This is a genomic window from Leucobacter insecticola (genome assembly GCF_011382965.1).
Lineage (GTDB): Bacteria > Actinomycetota > Actinomycetes > Actinomycetales > Microbacteriaceae > Leucobacter > Leucobacter insecticola.
Window position 1 is genome coordinate 27,821 of sequence record NZ_CP049934.1, and the last position, 23,306, is coordinate 51,126.

Below are 23,306 nucleotides of genomic sequence, written 5' to 3' on the forward strand. Positions count from 1 at the left end.
GAGCCTCGCGCTCCTCGAGACCACCGATACCCCCGCGTCGTGATTCTGCCCGAGGTGGCACTTCCTGCCCTCACGCGGGACTGGGGCGTCAGCGAACTTCTACTACCCACCGCCAGCCCCGCAGAGATTGAGCTCCGCCTGCGCCTGCTTGAGCACCCGGGCAGCACCTCAGATACTCCCCGCCCGCGGTCCAGTCCGCGGGCGTTGTCATTGACGAATCCAACTTCATCGCGCGCGTCTTCGGCCGCACCCTCGATCTCACCTACAAGGAATTCGAGCTGCTGCACTTCCTCGCGGGCCACCCGGGCCGAGTGTTTACCCGCGACCAACTCCTCAGCGAGGTGTGGGGCACCGACTACTTCGGCGGCACCCGCACCGTCGACGTGCATGTGCGCCGGTTGCGCGCCAAGCTCGGCGAACACGAGGCACTGATCAGCACGGTTCGCGGAGTCGGCTACGGTTTCGCGCGCGCCCGTTACGAGGAGGATGCTTAAGTGACCACCGACACTCCCGAACAGGATCACGGCACTCCGCAGCCCCTGCGCCCACTTGCGCTGAGCGGGGAGGCTCTCCTCACTGCGGCTCGCGAGCTCGTGCGAGTGGCGGAGGAACACGACGGGGTTTCCCCCGTTTCCGACCAGGCGATGCTCGCGGCGGCGCAGGGGGAACGGGTGCTGCGGGCGTTTGGGCGTGAGACTGCGAGCGGGGTGGTTTCGACTCGTTTCACTCGCTCAACCGGTGAGGGAGAGTCCCCTCGCTCAACCGGCGGGGCGGAGGATCCCGTCGCAATCGGCATCGTCGGCGACGGCGAGCTCGATCTCGTCGTACACCCGGATCATCGCGGGCACGGGATCGGATCGGCAGCCCTGAAGCAACTGCTGGCGCACGAACCCGGCACCCTTAAGGCCTGGGCTCACGGTGAAAACCCGGCCGCGGAAGCGCTCCTCACCCGCGCCGGTTTCGCGCCGGTCCGCTCGCTCTTCCGCATGGCGCTCGATCCCGCGCTACTGCCGCGAGATGGGCGGGATCCCGCAGCGCTCACGCCACCGGCAGGCTTCCAACTGCGCACCTTCACCGCCGGCAACCAGGCCGACATCGATGCCTGGGTAACCGTCAACGCTGCCGCCTTCGCCACGCACCCGGAACAGGGGCGCATCACGGCGGCAGACTTCCGTCTCGTCGCCGAAGAGCCCTGGTTCAACCCTGACGACCTCTTCTTGCTCGCGGCGCCAGGCGGCGCGCTCGCGGGATCCACCTGGATCAAGACTCTGCCCACGGAGCCCGAAACACCGCCGGAGACCGAGCTCTATGCAATCGGTATCCACCCGGACTACGCGGGTCACGGGCTCGGCCGCTTTTTGCTCGACGTCACCCTCGCGCGCATGGCCGAGCACCACCCGGGGCGGGTGACGCTCTACGTCGATGGCGAGAATGAGCGCGCCGTCAAGATGTATGAGGCGGCCGGATTCACCGTCGATTCGCGCAGTCGGCAGTGGGAACGGCAAGCTGGTGCCAGAATGGACTCATGAGCACAGAGACCCGCGACGAGAGCCCCGGTCACGACAGCCTGCCCATCGATCGCTACATCGACCGCGAACTGAGCTGGCTCGCCTTCAATCAGCGGGTGCTCGAACTCGCTGAGGATCCGACGATCCCGCTACTTGAACGCGCCAACTATCTCGCAATCTTCGCATCCAATCTTGACGAGTTTTTCATGGTCCGCGTTGCGGGCCTGAAACGCCGCATCGTCACCGGGCTTGCCGTGCCGACCAACGTTGGGCGCGCACCAGCCGATGTGCTGGCCGACATCAACCGCACCGCCTACGAGTTGCAGCTGCGTCACGCGCGCTGTTTCGTGGAGCAGGTCCAGCCGGCGCTCGCGGAGGCGGGGGTCAAGATCGTCGACTGGGACGACCTTGACGACGCCGATCACGAGATCCTGAACAACTACTACCAGCAGCACATTTACCCGGTGCTGATGCCGCTGGCCGTGGATCCCGCCCACCCCTTCCCGTATATTTCCGGGCGCGCGCTCAACCTGTCAATCCGGGTGCGCAACCCTGCGACCGACAAGATCGAGTTCGCGAGGCTCAAGGTTCCGCAAATGATCCCGCGCTATGTGCGGGTGGATCGGCGGGAGTCGGTTGACAACGTGCGGTTTATTCCGCTCGAGAACCTGATCGCGAATCGCCTCGATGGCCTCTTTCCCGGCATGGAGGTCATGGATGACCACGTCTTCCGCGTCACTCGCAATGAGGATGTAGAGATCGAGGAGGACGAGACCGAGAACCTGATTCAGGCCCTTGAAAAGGAGCTCCTGCGCAGGCGTTTTGGCCCGCCGATCCGGCTCGAAATTTCTGATGACATGGACGAGGCGACCCTCGAACTGCTGGTGCGCGAGTTCGATATTGACGAGCAGCAGGTTTACACGCTGCCCTCGCCGCTCGATCTGAGCGGGCTGTTCGCGCTCACCGGGATCCAGCGACCCGATCTCAAGTTCCAGCCGCACATTCCGGTCACCCATCCAAAGTTCCGCACGAATTCGCCGAGCGACAAGCCCGACACCTTCGCCGCGATTTCGCGGCGTGAGGTGCTCGTGCACCACCCCTACGAGTCGTTCGCGACGAGCGTGCAGGCGTTTGTGGAGCAGGCCGCAGCCGATCCCGATGTGCTCGCGATCAAGCAGACGCTGTACCGCACCTCGGGCGACAGCCCCATCGTGGCGTCACTGATCGCGGCCGCGGAAGCCGGCAAGCAGGTGCTCGCACTCGTGGAGGTGAAGGCCCGCTTTGACGAAGAAGCGAACATCACCTGGGCGCGCAAGCTGGAGCAGGCCGGGGTCCACGTGGTCTACGGCATTGTGGGGTTGAAGACGCACTGCAAACTGGTGCAGGTGATCCGCGACGAGGGCGGCAAACTCAAGCACTACTGCCACATCGGCACGGGCAACTACAACCCCAAGACGAGCCGCATTTACGAAGACTTCGGGCTGTTTACCGCCTCGCCCGAGGTCGGCCGCGACGTTACCAAGCTCTTCAATGTGCTCTCCGGGTACGCGATTGAAACCAACTACGACCGGCTGCTGGTCGCTCCGTTGCAGTTGCGGGCGGGTCTGCTCGAGCGCATTGAGCGCGAAGCCTCGAACGCGCGGGCGGGGCTGCCGAGCGGCATCAAGCTCAAGGCGAACTCAATGGTCGACGAGGCCATCATCGACGCGCTGTATCTGGCGAGCCAGGCTGGCGTACCGATCGAGATCTGGGTGCGCGGGATCTGCTCGATCCGTGCCGGGGTGCCCGGGCTGTCCGAGAGCATTCAGGTGCGCTCCGTGCTCGGACGCTATCTGGAACACTCGCGGATCTACGCGTTCGAGAACAACGGCGCACCCGAGGTGTTTATTGGTTCGGCTGACCTGATGCACCGCAATCTTGACCGCCGGATCGAGGTACTCGTGCGGCTTTCCGACCGGGAACACCTCGCCCGCATCAGCCGGTTCTTTGAGTTCGCGTTCAGTGACGAGGTGTCATCCTGGCGGATGCTGCCGGACGGCACCTGGGAGCGCCGCGTGATCAGCGAGGAGGGCGAACCGCTCCCGGATCTGCAGGATCTGGTCATGGTCGACCGCACCGAAGCGCGGCGGGCGCGTTGAGCCGCGCCATTCTTGCCGCTGGCACGGTGTGCTGGCGGCGCGTTCCTAAGCCCGGCGGCGGATCCCGCGTCATGGTGCTGCTCCTTCACCGTACCAAGCAGCGAGACGTCTCGTTTCCGAAGGGGAAACTCGATCCCGGTGAGAGCATGCCGCAGGCTGCGGTGCGCGAGACCAAGGAAGAGACGGGCCTGTCTGTTGCGCTCGGTTCAAATCTTGGCACGATCAGCTACCAACTGAGCGGCGGCAGCACCAAAACTGTGCAGTACTGGGCAGCCGAGGTCACACCGAAAGCCGCGCTCGCTTCAACGTTCACCCCGAACTCGGAGGTGCAGGCACTCGAGTGGGTGCCCATCGGTGAGGCCCGGAAACGCCTCAGCTACGATCCGGATCGCGAACTCTACGACGTCTTCCTGCAACTCGCCGAACACGATCTTCTTGAGACATTCTCAGTGACGCTGCTCCGGCACGCGAAGGCCGAGGCTCGGAGCGAGGAGTTCCCGCACGACCATCTGCGTCCGCTCGCCGCCGCCGGCGAAGACCAGGCCGAAACGCTCGTGCCGATCCTCGAAGCGTTTGGGCCGCGCCGGATCCTGTCCTCGACGGCGGTGCGCTGCCTCTCGACCGTGGAACCCCTCGCCGCCTCCCTGAGTAAGCATGTGCGTGCAACCCCCGAGCTGAGCCAAGATTTCTGGGATGCCGGAGATCTCGGCCAGCTGCGACGCCTCGTGGGGCGGATCGTCGCCCGGGGAAAGAACGTGGTGCTGTGCAGTCACCGGCCGGTGCTCCCGGATCTGGTGCGCGAGCTGACGCTCGCGACGGGCAGCCTGCCGGGAAGCTATATCGAAAAGGCCGCCGCGTTGCCGCCAGCGGGGTTTTCGGTCTTCCATCTGTCACGCACCCGCCCGGGCGCCGGGATCCTGAGCGTGGAGACATACCCGCTGAAGCACTAGTGTCCTGTGTCGCAAGTTGCTTTGCAGATCCCGGTGCTCCGGTGGATGCAGCGCGAGGCGGAGGAGTGAGGCGATGCCGTTGCATCGTCGAGTGACGACAACGACGCGATGCGCCGCCGGAGTGCCGGGATATGTGAAGCGAATTTGCGACACGGGGCACTAGACCCTGCGCTGATCTCGCCGACGCCCCTCGTTCACCTGCTGTTCACCCATTGGCAGACCTGCGGTCACGCAGCATGTCTAGCGTTGGTGGTGTGGTCATTTGAGGCCACTCAACACCTTCCGTTTTCAGATAGGAACGAATCCAAGTGAAGCTCTCAGCACTGACCAAGGTCGCAGCTCTCAGCGGCGTCGCAGTACTCACTCTCACTTCTTGCGCCGCCAACGAATCGGGTTCAGGATCAGCCGATAGCGGATCCACGCTCTCAGGCAGCATTATTGGCGCGGGTGCCTCCTCGCAGGGCTCTGCTCAGGAAGCCTGGGTTGCCGGGTTCCAGACCGTCAACCCCGACGTCACCGTCAACTACGACCCCACCGGATCCGGTGCAGGCCGCGAAACCTTCCAGCAGGGCGCCAGCGCCTTCGCCGGATCCGACCGCCCCTTCAAAACCGAAGAGATCAAGGCCGGCCCCTTCGATTCCTGCGCGGCAGACAGCGGAATCGTCGAGTTCCCCGCATACATCTCCCCCATCGCGCTGATCTTCAACGTCGAGGGCGTCGACTCTCTGAAGCTTGACGCGGCCACGGTTGCGCAGATCTTCTCCGGCAAGATCACCAGCTGGGACGATCCCGCGATCGCAGCCCAGAACAAGGACGCCAAGCTGCCCTCCCAGAACATCGTCGCGGTACACCGCTCCGATAAGTCCGGCACCACCGAGAACTTCACCGACTACCTCGCCGCAGCGGCCCCCGCAGAGTGGGCACCGGGCGCGATCGAGGAGTGGCCGTCCGAGCTCGGCGGCGAAGCCGCACAGGGCACCTCCGGCGTGGTCGAGGCCGTCACCAACGGCGTCGGCACCATCGGGTACGCGGACGCCTCACGCGCCGGCGACCTCGCCACCGTCGAGATTAAGGTCGGTGACGAGTACGTCGCGTACTCGCCCGAGGCCGCTGCCGCTATCGTCGACGCTTCACCCATCGCAGGCGGACGCGGCGACCACGATCTCGCGATCGAAATCGACCGCACCACTAGCGAAGCGGGCGTCTACCCCATCGTGCTCGTGAGCTACCTCGTCGGCTGCGAGAAGTACTCCGACGCCGCAAACGCTGAACTCGTCAAGGAGTATTTCGGGTACATCGTCAGCGAAGCGGGCCAGGATCTCGCGGCCGAGGCTGCGGGCAGCGCCCCCATCTCAAGCACGCTGCGCGAAAAGGTACAGATCGCGATCGACGCGATCAGCTAGTCGATCCCGCCGGTTGATCCGCACCCGACACCGAAGGAACCCCGTTCATTGAGATCCACCACAGCGAAACCCGTGCTGAGCCTGGGAGACCGCGTATTCTCCCGCTCAGCCGTGTTCGCGGGCAGCATGATCCTCGTCACCCTCGCGGCTGTCGCGATCTTCTTGATCGCGCAAAGCCTGCCAGCGTTCTTCGCAAACGGTGACACGGCGAGCCTCCTGAAGAGCGACTTTTGGGCATATGTCGGTCCGCTCGTGTTTGGTACCGTGTGGGCCGCAACGCTCGCGCTGATCGTCGCCCTCCCGCTCTCGATCGGGATCGCCCTCTTCATCTCCCACTACGCGCCGCGAAAACTCGCGCAACTGCTCGGCTACATTGTCGATCTCCTCGCCGCTGTGCCGAGCGTGGTGTTTGGCCTGTGGGGTATCGGGGTACTGTCGCCAGCCGTGCAGCCGGTGTACGCCTGGCTGAACGAGCACCTCGGCTGGATCCCGCTGTTTGGGGGCGTCGTCACCGGCACCGGCCGCACGATCCTCACTGCCGCGCTCGTGTTGGCGGTCATGATCCTGCCCATCATGACCGCCATCTGTCGCGAGGTGTTTTTGCAGGCCCCCGCGCTGCACGAGGAAGCCGCGCTCGCCCTCGGGGCGACACGGTGGGAGATGATTCGGATGGCGGTGCTCCCCTTCGGCCGTTCGGGAATCGTCTCGGCGGCCATGCTCGGCCTCGGGCGAGCGCTCGGCGAGACAATGGCCGTTGCCATGGTGCTCTCCGCCACCGGGATCGTCAGTCTCAGGCTCCTCACTTCCGAGAACCCATCGACCATCGCGGCCAACATTGCGCTTTCGTTCCCCGAAGCCTATGGCGAAAACGTCAACGTACTGATCGCCACCGGGTTGATTCTCTTCATCGTCACGTTCCTGGTCAATGCCGTCGCACGCTGGATCGTGAGCCGACGCGCCGAATTTAGCGGAGCAAACTGATGACCTCCATCACCGTTCGCACCCCCTCAGCGGGATCCACGCTTGCCGGCAATCGGCTGTCCCGCCGCACCCCCTGGCTGACGCTCGCGGCTAGCCTCGTCGCGGCATACCTCCTGTTCCTGCTCTTGTCGGCGGCCTCCGGCAACGGATTTTCCGTTGTTGGGGCGACGCTCGTGGGGCTTCTCGGGTATCTCACCGTCATCACGTCGCTGTCGGCGGCGGTCGAGGGGCGACGCCAGGCGGTTGACCGGTTCATCACCGGCGTCGTCACCGGCGCGTTCCTGCTCGCGATGGTACCGCTCGTGTCGGTGGCGATCACGGTGATCGGCAATGGCATCGCCCGTTTCGACACCGAGTTCTTCAATTCGTCGATGCGCAACGTCACCGGCGAGGGCGGCGGTGCGCTACACGCCATGGTCGGCACGCTGCTCATTACCCTCGCCGCCACGATCATCTCCGTGCCCCTCGGGCTGATGACCTCGATCTACCTCGTAGAGTACGGTCGCGGCCGCCTCGCCCGCACCATCACCTTTCTCGTCGACGTTATGACGGGTATCCCCTCGATCGTGGCTGGCCTGTTCGCCTACGCCCTGTTCGCGCTGTTCCTCGGCCCGGGAGTGCGGATGGGGATCGCGGGCGCCGTCGCTCTCTCGGTGCTGATGATCCCCGTGGTCGTCCGCTCAAGCGAGGAGATGCTGCGGCTCGTGCCGAACGAACTTCGGGAGGCGGCCTACGCGCTCGGCGTCCCGAAGTGGCGGACGATCCTGAAGGTCGTGTTGCCCACTTCGATCGCGGGAATCACGACCGGGATCATGCTGGCGATCGCCCGCGTGATCGGCGAGACCGCGCCGCTGCTCATCACCGCCGGCTTCACGGCGTCGATGAATTACGATCTCTTCAACGATCGCATGCAGTCCCTCCCGGTCTACGTCTACACGCAGTTCGCGAACCAGGGCAACCCGGCCTTCGCGTTCCTCGAGCGCGCCTGGGCCGCGGCACTCTTGCTGATTCTCATCGTCATGGCGCTGAACCTCCTCGCCCGCCTCATTGCCCGCTGGTTCGCCCCCAAGTCCGGCCGCTAAGCACCCCGCAACCCAGAAAGCACACCATGTCGAAGCGCATCGAAGTCACAGACCTCAACGTGTACTACTCCAAGTTCCTCGCCGTCGAAGATGTCTCAATCAACATCGAGCCCCGCAGCGTCACCGCCTTCATCGGCCCCTCCGGCTGCGGTAAATCGACCTTCCTGCGCACCCTCAACCGCATGCACGAGGCGATCCCGGGCGCGCGAGTCGAGGGTGAGGTGTTGCTCGACGGCGAAGACCTCTACGCGCCGGGCGTGGATCCCGTGCTCGTGCGCCGGCAGGTCGGCATGGTGTTTCAGCGCCCGAACCCGTTCCCGACCATGTCGATCCGGGAGAACGTGCTCGCCGGTGTGCGCCTCAACAACCGCAAGATGTCGAAGAGCGACGCCGAGGAGCTCGTCGAGAGTTCCCTCGTCGGTGCGAACCTGTGGAACGAGGTCAAGGATCGCCTCGATAAGCCGGGATCCGGGCTCTCTGGCGGCCAGCAGCAGCGCCTGTGTATCGCCCGCGCCATCGCCGTCTCTCCCGAGGTGCTGCTGATGGATGAGCCGTGCTCCGCGCTCGATCCGATCTCCACGCTCGCGATCGAGGATCTCATCGACGAGCTGAAGCAGCAGTACACGATCGTGATCGTCACGCACAATATGCAGCAGGCCTCGCGGGTGTCGGATCGCACCGCGTTCTTCAACATCGCGGGCACCGGCAAACCGGGCAAGCTCATCGAGTACGGCGACACGAGCACGATCTTTTCGACGCCCTCGGTGCAGGCCACCGAGGACTACGTCTCCGGCCGTTTCGGGTAGACACCGGCTCAGGGCAAGAAAAACCGAGCCGCAGAACGCCTCTCGGCGGAAGGCCGCTCGAGGCGGCAGTTTTTGGAGCCCGGGGTTACTGCGGCCCGGCGAGGCCAGTTTAGCGCAGCCGAGCAGGATCTTCCACGCATTTGTCGGACACTACTCCAGCGTGCCGTTTCGCCAGCGCCGGGCTGCGGTGTGGAGTTCCTGGGCGAGGGTCGAGTAGCGCAGTGAACGCGTCGTGAGCAGCGCGGCATGCTGATCATTGTGTTCGTCACGCGCATCGGCGAGATCCGCGGCACCGAGCGACATGATCCGGCAGTAGCTCGCGGCACGTTCAAGGGCATCGCCGAGATCCCCAGTGAAGACGCCCCGCAAGATCGTGTCACACAGTTCGGTGATGGCCGCGGGCGTCGCAGGCTCAACCACGCCCGCAACAATGGGGTCGATCGTCACGGCCTCGCTCACGCCCCGACGGTACAGATCGGCAGTGGTCTCGGGATCCGCCCCCGCCACCCGCCGCAGCAGGTAGAGCCGCCACAACGCACCAGCGAGGGAGTGTTCGCTCTGCCTCGCCCACAACTCGGCAATATCGTTGATGCCATTCCCTTCGGCAAGTCGCACCACACGCTCCACAACGGCGGGGTCACTGCCCTCGCGCACACGATTCAGCAACGCCCACGAAGTCTCGTGCGCGATACGATGCGCGTCTCCGGGATCGCCTGCTCCGAGCAGCACGTCAAAGCTGTCGCTCGGGACCAAGATTGGGCTGCGGTGTTCTCTCGTCACAAGACTCCTCAGGGATTCGGCACTCGACTCGCTCGGCAGCCGACGCGGCAAGTATAGTGTGCCGCGCAGAGCAGCGCCGCACGACCGCGGCTCTCACACATCAGCCATTTGGTTGATCTGTGGTTCAATCTCTTCCGCGATGTTCCGCACCGCCAGGGCTGGTGAAGTGGATGTCATGGCAGCTTCTCGCATTTCTCAGCGTTCTTCCGACCGTCCCCGGTTCTCCGATCGTTTGACCTCGCGCGGCGGCGCGTGGGTCGCCCTCGGGGCCGCGCTCCTCATCATGACTGTGCTGTTCGGGGTGTTCGGCGGCGCGCAGGCCGCGGCCCGCACCAGCCAGGCGCCGGTTGACGCCGAGTCCACGCGGGTGAGCGAGCTGCTGGCGCAGTTCCCGAACGCGGATCGACAGTCGGTGCTCGTGGTCGCTTCGCGTGAGGACGGCGGCACGCTCACCGAGGCCAACCTGACCGCACTGCACGAGCTGCTGCCCGAGCTGAACCCGGAGGCAACCGCGGACGCTGCGCCACCGGCCGTCAGCGAAGACAAGAAGGCGGCGGTGCTCATCACCCCGATCACCGTCGGCGCGGACAACACCGAGACGGCCGGGCTCATCAAGGATCTGCGCGCCCAAATTAGCCACAGCGTGCCCGACGGGCTCGTGCTGCAGGTGACGGGCGGCCCAGCATTCGGCGCCGATGTTGCCGCGTCCTTCGAGGGGGCGGACTTCACGCTGCTGCTGGTGACGATCCTGATCGTTGCGATCCTGCTGATCATCACCTATCGTTCCCCGCTGCTGTGGCTCGTGCCGTTGGTTGTGGTCGCCCTGGCCGACGGGCTTGCGGGCCGCGTCACCGCCGCTGCAGGATCCTTCTGGAACTTCGAGTTCGATGCCGGGATCGTCAGCGTGCTCGTCTTCGGCGCGGGCACCAACTACGCTCTGCTCCTCATCTCTCGCTACCGCGAGGAGCTGCAGCGCACCGATAATGACCGCGCTGCGCTCAGTATCGCGTGGCGGAAGACGGTGCCCGCGATCCTGGCCTCAAACTTCACCGTGGTGCTGGCGCTCCTCACCCTCCTGTTCGCAACGATTCCAATGACGCGGGGGCTCGGCGTGCCCGCGGCGATCGGACTGCTGATCGCGCTCGTGGCCGTGCTGTTTATGCTGCCGCCGCTACTCGCGATCTGCGGCCGCAAAGTGTTCTGGCCGTTCGTGCCGCGGCCCGGGCAGACACGCAGCCAGGGGCGGGCGTGGCGGGCAATTGCCTCGCGGGTGTCGAAGCGACCGGTGGTGAGCCTCACCGCCGGACTCGTACTGTTGGCCGTGATGGCGACCGGACTGTTCGGCACCTCCGTCGGCCTGGACCAGCTCGAAAAGTTCCGGGTGAAGTCGGAATCTGCGACGGGCCTCGAAACGCTCTCCGCACACTTCCCTCCGGGTGAAGCGCAGCCGATCTGGATCGTTGCCGACAGTGCGGCCGCCGGGGACGTCGTCGCGGCCGTGAATAACGTCACGGGCGTGGTGCGCGCGCACCCCACCGACTCAACGGATGACGGATCGTTGACGAAGATCATGGTGACGAGTGACTACTCGCCCGGCACGGAAGAGAGCCTCGCACAGATCACCGAACTCCGTGATGCGGTGCACCCCTCGAGAACGCAAACGCTCTCGTGGGTGGCGCCGTCGCGACCGAGCTCGATGCCCGCGCCGGGAACACCCAAGATCTGTTCCTCATCGCACCGCTGGTGCTTGCGGTGAGCTTCCTCGTGCTGCTCTTCCTGCTCCGGTCGCTCGTCGCCCCCGCGCTGCTCCTAATTGTGAACCTCGCCAGCGCCGTCGCCGCGATCGGCGCTGGATCACTGTTGAGCCGGGTGTTCTTCGGTCAGCATGCGCTCGATCTGCAGGTGCCGATCCTCGCGTTCCTGTTCCTCGTCGCGCTCGGGATCGACTACACCATCTTCCTCGTGCACCGGGCACGCGCCGAGGCGGGCAGGCTCGGCACCCGTGAGGGCATGATCGAAGCCGTCGCCCACACCGGCGGGGTCATCACCAGCGCCGGGATCGTGCTCGCCGCGGTATTCGCCGCGCTCGGCGTGCTGCCGCTCATCACCCTCGGACAGCTCGGGCTGATCGTCGGAATCGGCGTGATCGTCGACACGCTCGTGGTGCGTACCGTGATCGTGCCAGCAATCTTCAGTCTCGCGGGTGACCGAATCTGGTGGCCAACTGGCCGCTCGAGGCGCGCAGTCCCAGAGAGCACCAGGGAGAATTGAGGTATGAGCCTCGTCCACTTGCCCCTGAAATACACGGAGCGCCACAGCCCAGCCCTCGCAGTCCCAACGGTGCGGGCAATGGAGGTCGGCCAGCATCTGATGGCGGTCGTGCTCACGGTGGTCGGCGCGGTCCGCGCGGTGGGGGCGGGCGTCGCCCCCACCGCGGTGGTGATCGCCGGAGTATCGATCCTGCTCTGGCACACCACTGGCGCGATCCTACTCGCCCGCTCCCGTGCGCACCGGCGCACCGCATGGTGGCTGCTTGGCTTCGCCGTGATCTGGATTGCGGCCTGCGCAGTCTCGTCCGAGTTCATCTGGCTCGCGTTCCTACTCTGGTTGCTCGCAGGTCACCTCCTGCCGCTGAGATGGGGGCTCGCGTTCTCGGGGTTCGTCTTGGCGGTCGTGATCGTGGCGCCGATCCTGCACCACGGCACCACCAGCTACGCGACGGTGTTCGGGCCGCTCATCGGCGGCATCTTCGCCTTCGGGATCTCGCGCGGGTACCTGCAGTTGCTGCGTGACGCCGCGGAGCGCGAACGGCTACTCGACTCGCTCACGCGCGCCCAGACTGAAATGGCGGAGCTGCAGGATGAGCTCGCCCTCGCGCAACGCCAGTCCGGAGCCATCGCGGAACGCAGCCGCATCTCCCGCGACATTCACGACACCATCGCGCAGGCGCTTTCCTCGATCCGCCTGCTCGCCCACGCCGGCGCCGACCGCACCGGCGACGCAGAGGCCGCGCGCACGCTCGCGCAGCTCGAAACCCTCGCCGGAGATAGCCTCGCCGATGTGCGCAGGATCGTCGCCGCGCTGGTGCCAGCCGAACTCGAGGACGGGGCGCTCGCGGCGGCGCTGCAGCGGATGCTGGACCGGGCGCACGCCGAGTCCGGGCTGCGCGTCGAACTCCACGTTGACGACTCCCTGCCGATGCTCCCCACCGAGGTCGAGGTTGCGCTGCTGCGCACTGCCCAGTCGGCTCTCTCCAATGTGCGCCTGCATGCGGAAGCGAACCGGGTCGTGATGAGTCTGATCGACGCAGAGGACACCGTTCGGCTCGACATCATCGACGATGGCAGCGGCTTCGATCTTGCGGGCTGGGAACGCACCCCCGAGGCGGCCTCAAGTTACGGACTGCGCTTCATGCGAGCGCGCCTGCGCGAACTCGGTGGCGGGCTCGATATCGAAAGCGCCCCCGGGGAGGGCACCGCGATCTCCGTGCACCTCCCGATCCACGCCGAGGGTCACACCGAGCGAGTCGCTGACCGTCTCACGGAGCAACACACAGCGCAAGATGAACAGCAATACACAGAGGAGAGGCCATGACCACCACCGTCCTCATTGTGGACGACCACCCGGTCGTGCGCAGCGGACTCCGCGCCGTGCTCGATTCAGCGGAGGCGCTGCGCGTTATCGGCGAGGCCGCGACGGGTGAAGAAGCGATCACGCTCGCGACGCAGCTGCGCCCGGACGTGGTGCTGTGCGACCTGCGCCTCGGGGCCGGGATCGACGGGATCCAGACCACTCGGGCGCTGCGCGGGATCGATCCTGCCCCTGCGGTCATCATCTTGACCACTTTCGACCGCGATGCCGAGATCCTCGGCGCGATCGAAGCGGGGGCCGCGGGCTATCTCCTCAAGGACGTCGACCCCACGATCATCATTGACGGAATTCAGCGCGCGGCCGCGGGCGACACCGTGCTCACGCCCGAGCTCGCATCCCGCGTACTCAGCGGGGTGCGCAATCCGCTGCCGAAGCTGACGGAGCGTGAAACCGAGGTGCTGCGCCTACTCACGACCGGCGCCACCAATCGGGAGATCGCCCGTTCGCTGTTCGTCACCGAGGCGACGGTCAAGAGCCATCTCGTGCACATCTTCACCAAGCTCGGCGTCGACAGTCGTTCGCGCGCGATCCACGTTGCGCGAGAACGGGGGCTGGTGTAGCGGTGTGCCCGGATTCCGGCACCGCCCCCAGCATCTAAGATCCCCCAATTCGATCCCCTATCACTCCCTCACATAACAACCGATCCTGAAAGGACCCACCATTGAAGAAACTCCTCAACGCCTCGTTCATCTACATGCTGCTCGGCGTCGCGGCGGGTGTGTTTTACCGCGAGTTCACGAAGCTCAACAACTTCCCCGAGGGCGAGTTCACGCAGCTTGGCGTTGTGCACACGCACCTGCTCACCCTCGGATTCATTGTGCTGCTGATCGTGCTGGTCGTCGAAAAAGTGTTCGTCATCTCTCGCAGCCCGAAGCTGTTCGCCTGGTTCTTCTGGCTGTACAACGTCGGGGTGATCATCACCTCGGCAATGCTCATCTGGCACGGCAGCCTGACGGTGCTCGGGAAGGAATCGAGCGCAATGATCTCGGGGATCGCCGGTCTCGGCCACATGTGCGTCGCGGCGGGCATGATCGTGTTCTTCGTCGCGCTGCGCCGCGCGGTTGCGCAGCGCCCCGCGCTGGATTCGGCGCAGGGCGCTGCGGCCTGAGACGCGCGGCCCGATCTGCGCGGCCCAGCGCAAACTTGACCGACCAAGATCCGCTAGGATAGTTCGGTCAGCCCCTATAGCTCAGCGGTAGAGCTACGGACTTTTAATCCGCAGGTCGCAGGTTCGATCCCTGCTGGGGGCACCGATACTTGTAAGGGATCGCAAGCTTCCCGTTCTGCTGCGATTTCAGAAATCCCCTCCAAAACCCCTCGGTCCTAATCAGATGAGGCTGTAGATCCCAAGCATTTGGGCTAGCCAACGACTTCTTGTAATAGCGTCGCAGGTTCGGTGAGTTGGTTCTCGATGAGTCGAAGGACTAGACCATTGGCCAGGACTACCACGACGACCCCGACCACGACGAAGTAGATCAGGTTCGCGCCATGCGACTGTGAGTGCCTCGGGTCTGATGCGCGTTTAGGTGACATTCAACATGGCTAGTTTCGGCTGGTCTGGAAGGATGAACCTATGCCTCCTCGTTACCCCAAAGAGTTCCGCGACGACGTCGTAAAGATCGCGTTGGATCGCGGCCCAGACGTGACACTCGCGCAGATCGCGAAGGATTTCGGCATCCACGTCGGAACTCTCGATAAATGGTTGCGGGAAGAACGTGTCGAACAAGGCCAGAAACCCGGAGTTACTCGTTCTGAGAATACTGAGCTGCGTGAACTCCGCAAACGGAACAAGCTCCTCGAGCAAGAAGTGGAAGTGCTCCGTCGTGCGGCCGCGTATCTCTCGCAGGCGCATCTGCCGGGAAAAGGCTCTACCCGCTCGTGACAGAGCTCGCCAATGACGGGGTCCCTGTCGTGGTGTCGTGCCGGGTATTGAAGCTCTCACGCCAGCCCTACTACCGCTAGCCCCGCAACCCAGTTACCGGGCGTGACCTTACGCAGGCGTATCGCGCGAATGCGCTCCACGACGCCCACCTTGAAGACCCCGAGTTCGGATACCGGCTCCTCGCAGACGAAGCGAGGACTCTCGGTGAAGTGATGTGTGACCGGACTGCGTGGCGGCTTTGCCGTGATCAGCAGTGGTGGTCAGCGTTTTGGAAGAAGAAAGCACGGGGGAAGGGCAGAAAGCCTGGCCCACCCGTTCATGACGACCTGGAGCAGCGCGAGTTCGCAGCAGATGTCCCGAACGAGTTATGGCTTTCGGACATTACCGAGCACTGGACTGGTGAAGGCAAGCTCTACCTCTGCGCGGTGAAAGACGTCTTCTCCAACCGGATTGTCGGCTACTCCATCGACGCACACATGACCTCCACGCTTGCGGTGACCGCGCTGAACAACGCCGTGCTTCGCCGCGGAGACGTGACTGGGTGTGCTGCACACGGATCGAGGATCGCGGTTTCGAAGCCGGAAACTACAGCGTGCACTCACCGCTCATGGCATGGCCGGCTCGATGGGACGCGTGGGCGCTGCGGGCGATAACGCGGCCATGGAGTCGTTCTTCAGCCTGCTCCAGAAAAACGTCCTGAACCGCAAGACCTGGGCCACCCGGGACGAGCTCCGGTCAGCAATCGTGGCCTGGATCGAGCGCACCTACCATCGACGCCGCAGACAGGCCAGGTTGGGGCGTTTGACACCGATCGAATACGAGACCATCACGAACAAACAGGTCGCACTCGCTGCCTGACCAACCTGTCACCTAAACACGCATCAGACCCGCTCGCCGTCCTACGGCTATGGAAGGGCATCAACACGAAGCTGACTGCAAGCTCAACCCGGACACGTTGCAGGCTGACCTCCGCAAGACTCACCCAGAGATCATCAGTATTGAAAACTTGGTTCTTTACCTGCATCTTCCCGACGAGGAACGACAGAAAGCACATCAACCAGCAACGACGGGTGGGCATCATCGAAACAACGCTCGGCTGGCCCGGTCAAGGTTCCCTGCCGTAACAGAGTCCACCATCTCGCAGCAGGTGGCAAGTGAGGGAGCTTTCGGTAAGTTTCGCCTGACCGGTTCAAGTTCGTCAACCTAAAGAATCGAGGAAACCGTTGGGTTGAAGCGCGATCGATGATTGGAGGCCAGCATATGCGACCGCCCACAGCACCGATGCAGATTCGGGGAGTGAAAATGTATAGTCGTAGCCGGCGACAGCTTTCTGGGTGCCGCGCTTAGACTCTTCTGCCTCGATCTCGGCACTCGCTTTCGTACTGTCCGTAAGAATGAGGTCAATGTCTAACGCGGCAATGCGTTCCACCACACGCTTCTGTACCGATTTGCATTCGGGGTAGGCGCGGATGAGTGGATCTCCGGTGACGGGACCGCGGTCCATCCCTATGCTGAGTCGTAGTTGCCGCTCAATTACTTCATCGCCAGCAGCAATCTGTCCGTGTCCGAGTCGGGTGAGCCCCGAGCCGGGACGCCGCCATGGCGGCGTCCCGTGGGTACGTAAACGTAGCAGCGTCTGAATCGGCTAGTTGCTAAAAGCAATCTACCGGATGGGCTAATGACGCTGGAGAATCCCTAGGATCGTCGTCCCCTCTGCCTGCATCTCGTTGTCCCTGCCTTGGCAGGACTGCGTCGCAGTGATTCTGCTCGCTCACTTTCCGGGACAAAAGATGAATACACGGGACCTGCTTCACGGATGTTAGCGAGGACCAATTATGCTCTTGAGCTGTTCGACGTAAGCATTGAACGCATCCATTCCTTCTAGCGTGACACTAATACTCGTTTGAGCTACACCACGTGCTGTGAACCCCTTCGAGACGGCGAGGTAGTGTACTCGTTCGAGGCGTTTGATATGTGCAGACAAGTTGCCTGGTGTCATGTCGAGATGACTCTGGAGTCGTGCAAATGTGATCTCACTGTCTGGTCCAAGCTCGACCAGTACGGACATGATCCTTAGTCGGGCTGGGGCATGGATGACTTCATCCATTTCCTTGGACACCATCATAGTGCCCTGGAGACTTGCCCGTTACTGACGATCGCACACGTCGCAAATCCCAGCGCCGCTAGTACACCAATTGCTAAAAGCATCAGCGGCATACTTAAGATGCTGCTCACCACGCCGACCCCAATGAGCCAACAGCCGAGGAGCAGCTCCTTGCGGGTGGTGAGGAAGATACCTGAACAAGCGTAAATGATGCCGATCAACATGCATGATGCTGCATACGCAAAATGCATCACTTCGGTCACAGGTAACCGTGCGCTAATCAGAACAGTTGCGGACAGTGTCACGATAAGGCCGATCAACCATGCGATACCAAAGTAGGTTGGTTTCTTCGAAGCGTTTCCGCGAATTCCCTTGTACTGTTTGTAGCTGTGTGAAAATATGATAAATAGAGCCAATGAGCCAACGATGGCAACAGCAATCCCTGATTTCATTGCAAAATCAGGGAACACGATTGTTAGAAAGTACTGGCCTCCGAACCCCATGAAGTAGGTGGCTGCAAGGATGGCGTAGACAAACCGATCGTTGAGTTGGGTACGTTGCCGAAAAGAGTGACGGTCTTCTTCGATTTGTCGGAGTTCTTCCGACGCTTCAATGTCCTCATCAGGCACAGTAATCATCCTCTCCTGCTCGTAGTTTACTGGACGGTGCTCTCGCGCCGCGCCGTCCGAGAGGGATTCGTGTGTTTGCATGGCCGACGTCTGCCCATAGTGACGACGAGCAGGTTGAATGTCGCATGCGAAATCATCGCAGCACTAAGATCCAGCTGTGTCGCGAGGACACCGAACACTACGCCAGTCATGGTGTGTAGTACAACACCGTACCGACCATATTGAAAGACGTGAACCAATCCGAAAAGCATCGCGGATACGACGATCGACACCCATAGGTCGAAACCGGCGGCAAGCAAGCCAAACAAGAATGATCCTCGAAAAATGATTTCCTCTGCCGCTCCCGTTACGGGAAGCATCCAAGTCCACTGATTCGAGTAACGGGCAAGCGGTGCGTCTGATCCGCGTCGCTGACTCCTCATGCTGAGATAGATCACCTGAGCGCCCCAAAGACCGGAAGCAACAACAACGCTGATCACAAGACTCGGAATATCCGTAGCAAAGAGATCCAGTCCAAAGGGACCTAGATTTAGAGTTGCCAGAACCACCGCAACGCTCGCGAAGCCGGTCGTGCAGAGATGATAGACTCCCGAGTGAAACTTCTGAAATTGGGCAGTTCTCCTAATATACAGAATGTAGGTCGTCCAAGCTATCCACCAGCCCAGGAGGACTGCAGTTCCTAAACCAAGTGAATCACTGCTGACCGCCTTCTCTAATTGCGACGCGTCGCTTCTCGGGGCTCTGTTTGTCGAAGGAAAACCATATAGGCCGACGTTTCGTGGAGCCCGTCCAGTCCGACTAACGCGTTAACTTCGTCATCGAAGAAGCCGCCGAGCGACAACGCGGAGAGCCCTAATGCGTTACCCGCCAATAGTGCATTCTGTGCAACGTGTCCAAGTTCCATGAACGCGAAGCGCACTCCCCGCTGGTCGTATTTCATGCGGTTTCGCCAGAAGGACGTGCTGAAAAGAAGCACTGTAGAGGCGGCACTTAGTTCGTCCGGCTGAGGGGAAGTCTGGGCTAGATCGGACGGCGTCGTGGCATTTACATATTCAAGTTCATGTCGATAAGGGTTGTAATGGTAAAGGCCTTGAGGCACTGCCCCAGCAATGGTTGCGACATACAAGTCTCTCGGGTAGAGCGCACCCGCGCTTGGAGCTGTCCTGCCGAACTTTTCCGGTGCGATCTCACCCGTACTACCGTCAGTTGCCCAGCACAGCCAACCAATCTGCTCAAGTGTTAGCACCTCCGAAAGCGAAAGGCGGCGAGGAGACCTTCTCTGTCGGAGCAATTGCGACAGAGAATCCTCCTGGGTGAAATCAGTCGCAGGGGGAAGCTTTACGGCGGGGTACTGCGGATACGGTTTGGTTGATCGTGAGGTGGTTTCTAGGGTGTGTTGATTAAGTCTGTTTTGATCCAGATCAAAATCGACGCCAGCGCGACACCGGCCCGATAGTTTCGTGCAAGCTTGTCAGACCGCATCGCGATCCCGCGCCACTGCTTCAACCGATTGAAACACCGCTCAACCACATTCCGCCCCCGATACCTCTGCTGCTGCTCTTCCCCGAACTCGATCGGACGGCCCGCCCGTTTACGTCGCTTCGCGATCTGATCACTGCGCTCGGGAATCGTCGCCGCGATCCCGCGCGCCCGCAGCCAGGCACGGTTCGCCCGCGAAGGATACCCCTTGTCGGCGAGCACTCGATCAGGACGAGAACGCGCACGACCCCGTTCTCGCGGCACCCGAATGTCGTCCAGCGTCGCAGCAAACATCGTGGTGTCATTCACGTTCCCCGCAGTCACCACCATCCCCAACGGGCGACCCTTCCCATCAGCAACGAGATGCACCTTCGTTGTCAGGCCGCCACGCGAGCGACCAATCGCATGATTCTCAGGCTCCACGAGCGGATTCTTGCAATTCGACAGATCCCTTTTTGATGCGAGGCAGCGTCGCACCATGCTGATGCACGCGCGCGATTGTCGAATCAATCGATACCACCCAGTCAATTGCCCCAAGCTGGTCAGCCTGCTTCTGCACCTCAGCGAGTAGCAACTCCCAGGTGCCGTCCTCTGCCCACCTGGTAAAGCGTTTGTATATCGTGTTCCACTTCCCGAACCGCTCCGGCACGTCCCGCCAAGGAGCCCCGGTTCGGTACTTCCACACCATTCCCTCAACCGCGAGCCGGTGATCCGACCACGGACGAGAACGTCCCGCAGGAACCGGCATCAATGGCTCGAACACAGCCCACACTTCATCAGAGATCTCTTGACGCACCACCATGCATTAAGTTTTGCCGAGAAACATCCCGAAGGACTTAATCAACACACCCTAGCAGCAGCAACACAGGATCGAACTGCAACATATGGCAGCGGGAGCCGCACTCAGTTCTTTATGAGCGCCGACTTCGAACGATTCAATGGACATTTCGTTCATGCTTGGGGTTTGCATTTTCGTTTCCTCCTTTCTGTGTGGTGTTTGGCTGCATCGTCATCGATACGGCACGTTTTTGCTCGTTCGGTCCGCAACGTGGGTGGACCGAACTAAACTTTGGAGTCATTGCCGGGGCCTCTCGCATATCGGGTCAGCGGAATTTTCGGCCCTCGTCTCTTCGATAGAGGACGACTGCGCTGATGAGGCCAGCGACAGTCCAGCCTGCGAGTACGAGAAAGTTCGATCCGTTCAGGGTCGATCCACTGAGATAGTTGGCGGTCAGGCTTCCTGCCGCACCCGATGGGAGGAAACTGGAAACGATCTCGATCCACTGAGGCATGGGAAAGCCGCTGATTCCACCGAGAAGGATCATGCTGAATGCTACGGTGAGGCTTACTGCCAGGGCCGTTTTCTTCGAGAGAACAAACCCAAGGGCGAGACCGATGAGCGTAATAGGTATCGCTAAGCACAGCGAGAAGCCGATAATTGCAACGAAGTCAGTCCAACTTGGTGCCGCGGCGCTGACGAGCGTTCCGATACCGAAAGTGACCATCGCGCTGATAAGGCCACAGGCGATGGGGCGGCAATCCACGCGATTATACGTGGGGCTGCGCCGATGGGGAGAGTTCGCGAAAATGCGTAGAAGTCACTGTCCCGTGCTTCAGGGATGCCATTGGCGGGAAAGTTGAGACAGACCATGAGGATGCCTACGAGGCTGAGATATCCCAGCAGGGATATCGCCTCGGCAGGGTCGGTCCGGATATTTGTTGGTGACACGAAGAAGAACGCCAACATGATGAGAGGGTATGCCATATTTAGGAGGACGGCTGCTGGCTCTCGCAGCCACATCCCCAACTCATATCGCGTCCACTCCCACGCAAGTCGACTGTTGGGCCTCATTAATATGGAAGCCGAATCGGGACTAAGGTGCTGTGCGGTCATGATTGCTCCTTTGCCGAAAGCTGTGTGAAAGCCTCTTCGAGACTGGGCTTATGTATGTCTACATCGGAGTAGTCGACTCCTGCTAAGGACAGTGCTTTCATCGCCGTGCTGGCATCCCGAACAGTCAAAGCGACGACGTCGCCTTCTCGTCGGGCCTCGATCACTCCAGGAAGTGTCAGTGCGCGATCATCAAGGGTGGTGACTCTCACGACGGTGGATGCCGTATGTTCAAGGATTCCGTTCGTCGAGTCGTCAGCCACGACACGCCCTTGCCTAATCATTACGATCCTGTCGGAAAGCTCCTGCACCTCTTCGAGGTAGTGGCTTGTGAGTAAGATGCTCACACCACTTTGCGAACGCTCTCTAACTACGGCCCAGAGATGGTTGCGCGCCACCACATCTAGTCCTGTGGAAGGCTCATCGAGCAGCACAAGGCGAGGCCGTCCAACAAAGGCAAGCGCTACGGACAAAAGGCGTTGCTGCCCCCGGAGAGGCCACCAATGCGTTTGTTTGCCAGGGTTGCGATCCCAAACGCATTCAAGAGTTCCTCAGGAGGCTCGTGATCAACGAAGTGGTTGGCGATGAACTGGACAAGCTGCAAGACTGTCATGCTCTTTACAAGGCCAGAATGTTGCGGCGTCACTCCGAGACGGACTCGCGCTTTGGGGTCGCGAGGGTCGCAACCAAACAACTCGACCGTACCGGAACTTGGCACGCGCAAACCGGAAATGAGGCTGAGCATCGTCGTTTTCCCAGATCCGTTCGGGCCAAGCAATCCGACTGTGCCACCGGCAGTGATTGAAAGGTCAACGTCGGAAAGGGCCCTGACCGCACCAAAGTCTCGTCCAGCACCGCTCAATCTCACCGGGATATCAAATTCTAGAGTCATGTCAACCGCTCCTCACTCCGTCGTGTGGATCACTCTACGGTATAGAGTCCTCTACTTACAAGGCTTCGTGTCAGGTCCCACAGGACAGGTGTCCCGTAGGGCCAGGTCGGGGATAATTAGGCGATATGTTCAGGTTTGTCTCTTTGAGGCCTGCTCTGGGGCTTCGAGCCCAGGCGCTCACTGCTCCGCTTGTGGACTCCGGGAGCGCTCAGAGGTCGTTCGCTTCGTTTCTAGATCCCCTGAGTAGGTGCGGATGACCTGGGCAGCTCGCCTCAGAGGCACTGCAGGGCCGTGAGTGTGTCCAAGAAACTTCTCTGAACTGAACGTGTTGCGCATCGAAGATCTAGACTACGTCGGAGAGTCGACGGTGCGCTTCAGTGTCTATCTCTCGCAAGACACCGATAGTGATACCGAGGATGACCGTAGCGCAGTGCCTTTTCAGGTTGCTTACGCGGTATCGATCCATAGATCCCAGGGCTTGGAGTATGACTCGGTCAAGGTCGTTGTCACCGATGCAAATGAGGATGATATCTCGCATGGCATCTTCTACACGGCGATCACGCGCGCCCGTGAGGCACTGAAGATCTACTGGACACCCGAGACACAGAGAAAGGTCATGAGTCAGCTTGACCCGAAGCGGAACGGCAGGGATGTCGGCCTCGTGAAGGCACGGCGCGGACTCAAACGAGTGGTGTGAATGAGAACCGTGTCGTGCGACGACGCTCTCCCACTTGTGAGTACTGTGACGCAGGGCGCATTATGACACCGAATCAGGTGGGCAAACATGTCGCGATACGCCTTGACTGCCCGAGCACGGCCCTCAGCTCGTGTGGGTGCCGTTCGGAGACGACTGTGTCGCCCCGCCGCGTCATCACACCGCGTGACCGTTGACTCCTCCGGTCTGATAAAAGTCTCCGGTGCTGAGGGCAGCACGGGTGGCAACCCGATGAATGTCGGAGGGTGCCCCTATGTTGTTTGTCAAGCGGCGAGGGCGGTTTCTGATTGGGTTCGTGGCTGGTAGAGGCTGCCGGTTCTGATCATTGCGTGGAGGACGTCGCAGCGGCGCCTCGCCAGTGCGATGAGTGCTTGGTTATGGCGTTTGCCTTGCGCGATCTTCCGGTCGTAGTACC

The 23,306-nt window shown here is 62.0% G+C and carries 24 protein-coding genes, 1 tRNA gene and 2 pseudogenes; 16 read left to right on the plus strand and 11 right to left on the minus strand.

What is annotated here, in order from left to right; translation table 11 throughout:
- Window positions 1-281 precede the first annotated feature (281 nt).
- The 8 genes from G7067_RS15045 to pstB all read left to right on the plus strand — a co-directional run bounded on the left by G7067_RS15045 (window position 282) and on the right by pstB (window position 8,868).
- Window positions 282-494: a winged helix-turn-helix domain-containing protein gene (locus tag G7067_RS15045; RefSeq protein ID WP_425280718.1), complete on the plus strand. Its 213-nt coding sequence runs from the start codon at window positions 282-284 to the stop codon at window positions 492-494.
- Window positions 495-1,529, plus strand: coding sequence for a mycothiol synthase (gene mshD / locus G7067_RS00115; protein ID WP_244301147.1), 1,035 nt, complete (start codon window positions 495-497; stop codon window positions 1,527-1,529).
- A complete protein-coding gene (locus G7067_RS00120; RefSeq protein ID WP_166321124.1) occupies window positions 1,526-3,646 on the plus strand; it encodes an RNA degradosome polyphosphate kinase in 2,121 nt (706 codons plus the stop codon). Before mshD ends, G7067_RS00120 begins: the two co-directional genes overlap by 4 nt.
- A complete protein-coding gene (locus G7067_RS00125; protein ID WP_205881156.1) occupies window positions 3,643-4,596 on the plus strand; it encodes an NUDIX hydrolase in 954 nt (317 codons plus the stop codon). Before G7067_RS00120 ends, G7067_RS00125 begins: the two co-directional genes overlap by 4 nt.
- Window positions 4,597-4,904: 308 nt before the next feature.
- Window positions 4,905-5,999, plus strand: coding sequence for a phosphate ABC transporter substrate-binding protein PstS (locus tag G7067_RS00130; RefSeq protein ID WP_166321126.1), 1,095 nt, complete (start codon window positions 4,905-4,907; stop codon window positions 5,997-5,999).
- A gap of 48 nt (window positions 6,000-6,047) precedes the next feature.
- On the plus strand, window positions 6,048-6,980 hold the full coding sequence (pstC, locus tag G7067_RS00135) for a phosphate ABC transporter permease subunit PstC (protein ID WP_166321128.1): 933 nt from the start codon (window positions 6,048-6,050) through the stop codon (window positions 6,978-6,980).
- A complete protein-coding gene (pstA, locus tag G7067_RS00140) occupies window positions 6,980-8,062 on the plus strand; it encodes a phosphate ABC transporter permease PstA (protein ID WP_166321130.1) in 1,083 nt (360 codons plus the stop codon). The genes pstC and pstA overlap by 1 nt, the downstream gene beginning before the upstream one ends.
- Window positions 8,063-8,088: 26 nt before the next feature.
- Window positions 8,089-8,868 carry a phosphate ABC transporter ATP-binding protein PstB gene (gene pstB, locus G7067_RS00145; protein ID WP_166321132.1) on the plus strand — a complete coding sequence of 260 codons (780 nt, stop codon included), beginning with the start codon at window positions 8,089-8,091 and terminating at the stop codon, window positions 8,866-8,868.
- A gap of 150 nt (window positions 8,869-9,018) precedes the next feature.
- Here pstB and G7067_RS00150 read toward each other — a convergent pair whose 3' ends face one another.
- Entirely contained in the window at window positions 9,019-9,648 is a 630-nt protein-coding gene (locus G7067_RS00150; RefSeq protein ID WP_166321134.1) for a hypothetical protein, read from the minus strand.
- 175 nt (window positions 9,649-9,823) lie between these two features.
- On the opposite strand from G7067_RS00150, the gene G7067_RS00155 reads away from it, so the two are divergent.
- From G7067_RS00155 to G7067_RS00180, 7 genes and pseudogenes are all read left to right on the plus strand, one after another.
- Window positions 9,824-11,404 (plus strand): MMPL family transporter, encoded by a 1,581-nt coding sequence (locus G7067_RS00155; RefSeq protein WP_341872843.1) that lies wholly within the window; start codon window positions 9,824-9,826, stop codon window positions 11,402-11,404.
- The gene (locus G7067_RS14770) at window positions 11,317-11,919 is read left to right on the plus strand and encodes an MMPL family transporter (protein ID WP_341872844.1); all 603 of its coding nucleotides are present in this window, start codon (window positions 11,317-11,319) and stop codon (window positions 11,917-11,919) included. The genes G7067_RS00155 and G7067_RS14770 overlap by 88 nt, the downstream gene beginning before the upstream one ends.
- 3 nt (window positions 11,920-11,922) lie before the next feature.
- Window positions 11,923-13,242, plus strand: coding sequence for a sensor histidine kinase (locus G7067_RS00160; protein ID WP_166321136.1), 1,320 nt, complete (start codon window positions 11,923-11,925; stop codon window positions 13,240-13,242).
- Window positions 13,239-13,859, plus strand: coding sequence for a response regulator (locus tag G7067_RS00165; RefSeq protein ID WP_166321138.1), 621 nt, complete (start codon window positions 13,239-13,241; stop codon window positions 13,857-13,859). The genes G7067_RS00160 and G7067_RS00165 overlap by 4 nt, the downstream gene beginning before the upstream one ends.
- 101 nt (window positions 13,860-13,960) lie before the next feature.
- Entirely contained in the window at window positions 13,961-14,407 is a 447-nt protein-coding gene (locus tag G7067_RS00170) for a DUF2871 domain-containing protein (protein ID WP_166321140.1), read from the plus strand.
- Window positions 14,408-14,477: 70 nt separating this feature from the next.
- A tRNA-Lys gene (locus G7067_RS00175) sits at window positions 14,478-14,549 on the plus strand.
- Between the two features lie 323 nt (window positions 14,550-14,872).
- Window positions 14,873-16,039 (plus strand): annotated as a pseudogene (locus G7067_RS00180) (IS3 family transposase).
- Window positions 16,040-16,379: 340 nt separating this feature from the next.
- On the opposite strand, the gene G7067_RS00185 reads toward G7067_RS00180, so the two are convergent.
- From G7067_RS00185 to G7067_RS13875, 9 genes are all read right to left on the minus strand, one after another.
- The gene (locus G7067_RS00185) at window positions 16,380-16,823 is read right to left on the minus strand and encodes a relaxase domain-containing protein (RefSeq protein WP_166325513.1); all 444 of its coding nucleotides are present in this window, start codon (window positions 16,821-16,823) and stop codon (window positions 16,380-16,382) included.
- Window positions 16,824-17,000: 177 nt separating this feature from the next.
- A complete protein-coding gene (locus tag G7067_RS15050) occupies window positions 17,001-17,306 on the minus strand; it encodes a transcriptional regulator (protein WP_166321142.1) in 306 nt (101 codons plus the stop codon).
- Window positions 17,303-17,914 carry a hypothetical protein gene (locus G7067_RS00195; RefSeq protein WP_166321144.1) on the minus strand — a complete coding sequence of 204 codons (612 nt, stop codon included), beginning with the start codon at window positions 17,912-17,914 and terminating at the stop codon, window positions 17,303-17,305. Before G7067_RS00195 ends, G7067_RS15050 begins: the two co-directional genes overlap by 4 nt.
- Before the next feature lie 26 nt (window positions 17,915-17,940).
- Window positions 17,941-18,336, minus strand: a complete 396-nt coding sequence (locus G7067_RS15055; RefSeq protein WP_425280719.1) for a CPBP family intramembrane glutamic endopeptidase — start codon at window positions 18,334-18,336, stop codon at window positions 17,941-17,943.
- 290 nt (window positions 18,337-18,626) lie between these two features.
- A complete protein-coding gene (locus tag G7067_RS00205; RefSeq protein WP_166321148.1) occupies window positions 18,627-19,205 on the minus strand; it encodes a SagB/ThcOx family dehydrogenase in 579 nt (192 codons plus the stop codon).
- Between the two features lie 95 nt (window positions 19,206-19,300).
- Window positions 19,301-20,195 (minus strand): IS5 family transposase gene (locus G7067_RS00210; protein WP_425280686.1). Its coding sequence is split into 2 segments (ribosomal slippage): window positions 19,301-19,838 and window positions 19,837-20,195, totalling 897 coding nucleotides; the frame shifts between segments, so codons are not numbered across the junction.
- Window positions 20,196-20,496: 301 nt separating this feature from the next.
- A complete protein-coding gene (locus G7067_RS00215) occupies window positions 20,497-20,937 on the minus strand; it encodes an ABC transporter permease subunit (protein WP_166321150.1) in 441 nt (146 codons plus the stop codon).
- A gap of 346 nt (window positions 20,938-21,283) precedes the next feature.
- Window positions 21,284-21,631, minus strand: coding sequence for an ATP-binding cassette domain-containing protein (locus tag G7067_RS13870; protein ID WP_166321152.1), 348 nt, complete (start codon window positions 21,629-21,631; stop codon window positions 21,284-21,286).
- A gap of 116 nt (window positions 21,632-21,747) precedes the next feature.
- Window positions 21,748-22,176: an ATP-binding cassette domain-containing protein gene (locus G7067_RS13875; RefSeq protein ID WP_166321154.1), complete on the minus strand. Its 429-nt coding sequence runs from the start codon at window positions 22,174-22,176 to the stop codon at window positions 21,748-21,750.
- Between the two features lie 325 nt (window positions 22,177-22,501).
- Between G7067_RS13875 and G7067_RS00230 the strand changes: the two genes are divergently transcribed.
- Window positions 22,502-22,873, plus strand: a complete 372-nt coding sequence (locus G7067_RS00230) for an ATP-binding domain-containing protein (RefSeq protein WP_244301149.1) — start codon at window positions 22,502-22,504, stop codon at window positions 22,871-22,873.
- Between the two features lie 281 nt (window positions 22,874-23,154).
- Here G7067_RS00230 and G7067_RS00235 read toward each other — a convergent pair.
- Window positions 23,155-23,304 (minus strand): annotated as a pseudogene (locus tag G7067_RS00235) (IS110 family transposase); the annotation flags it as partial.
- Window positions 23,305-23,306 lie beyond the last annotated feature (2 nt).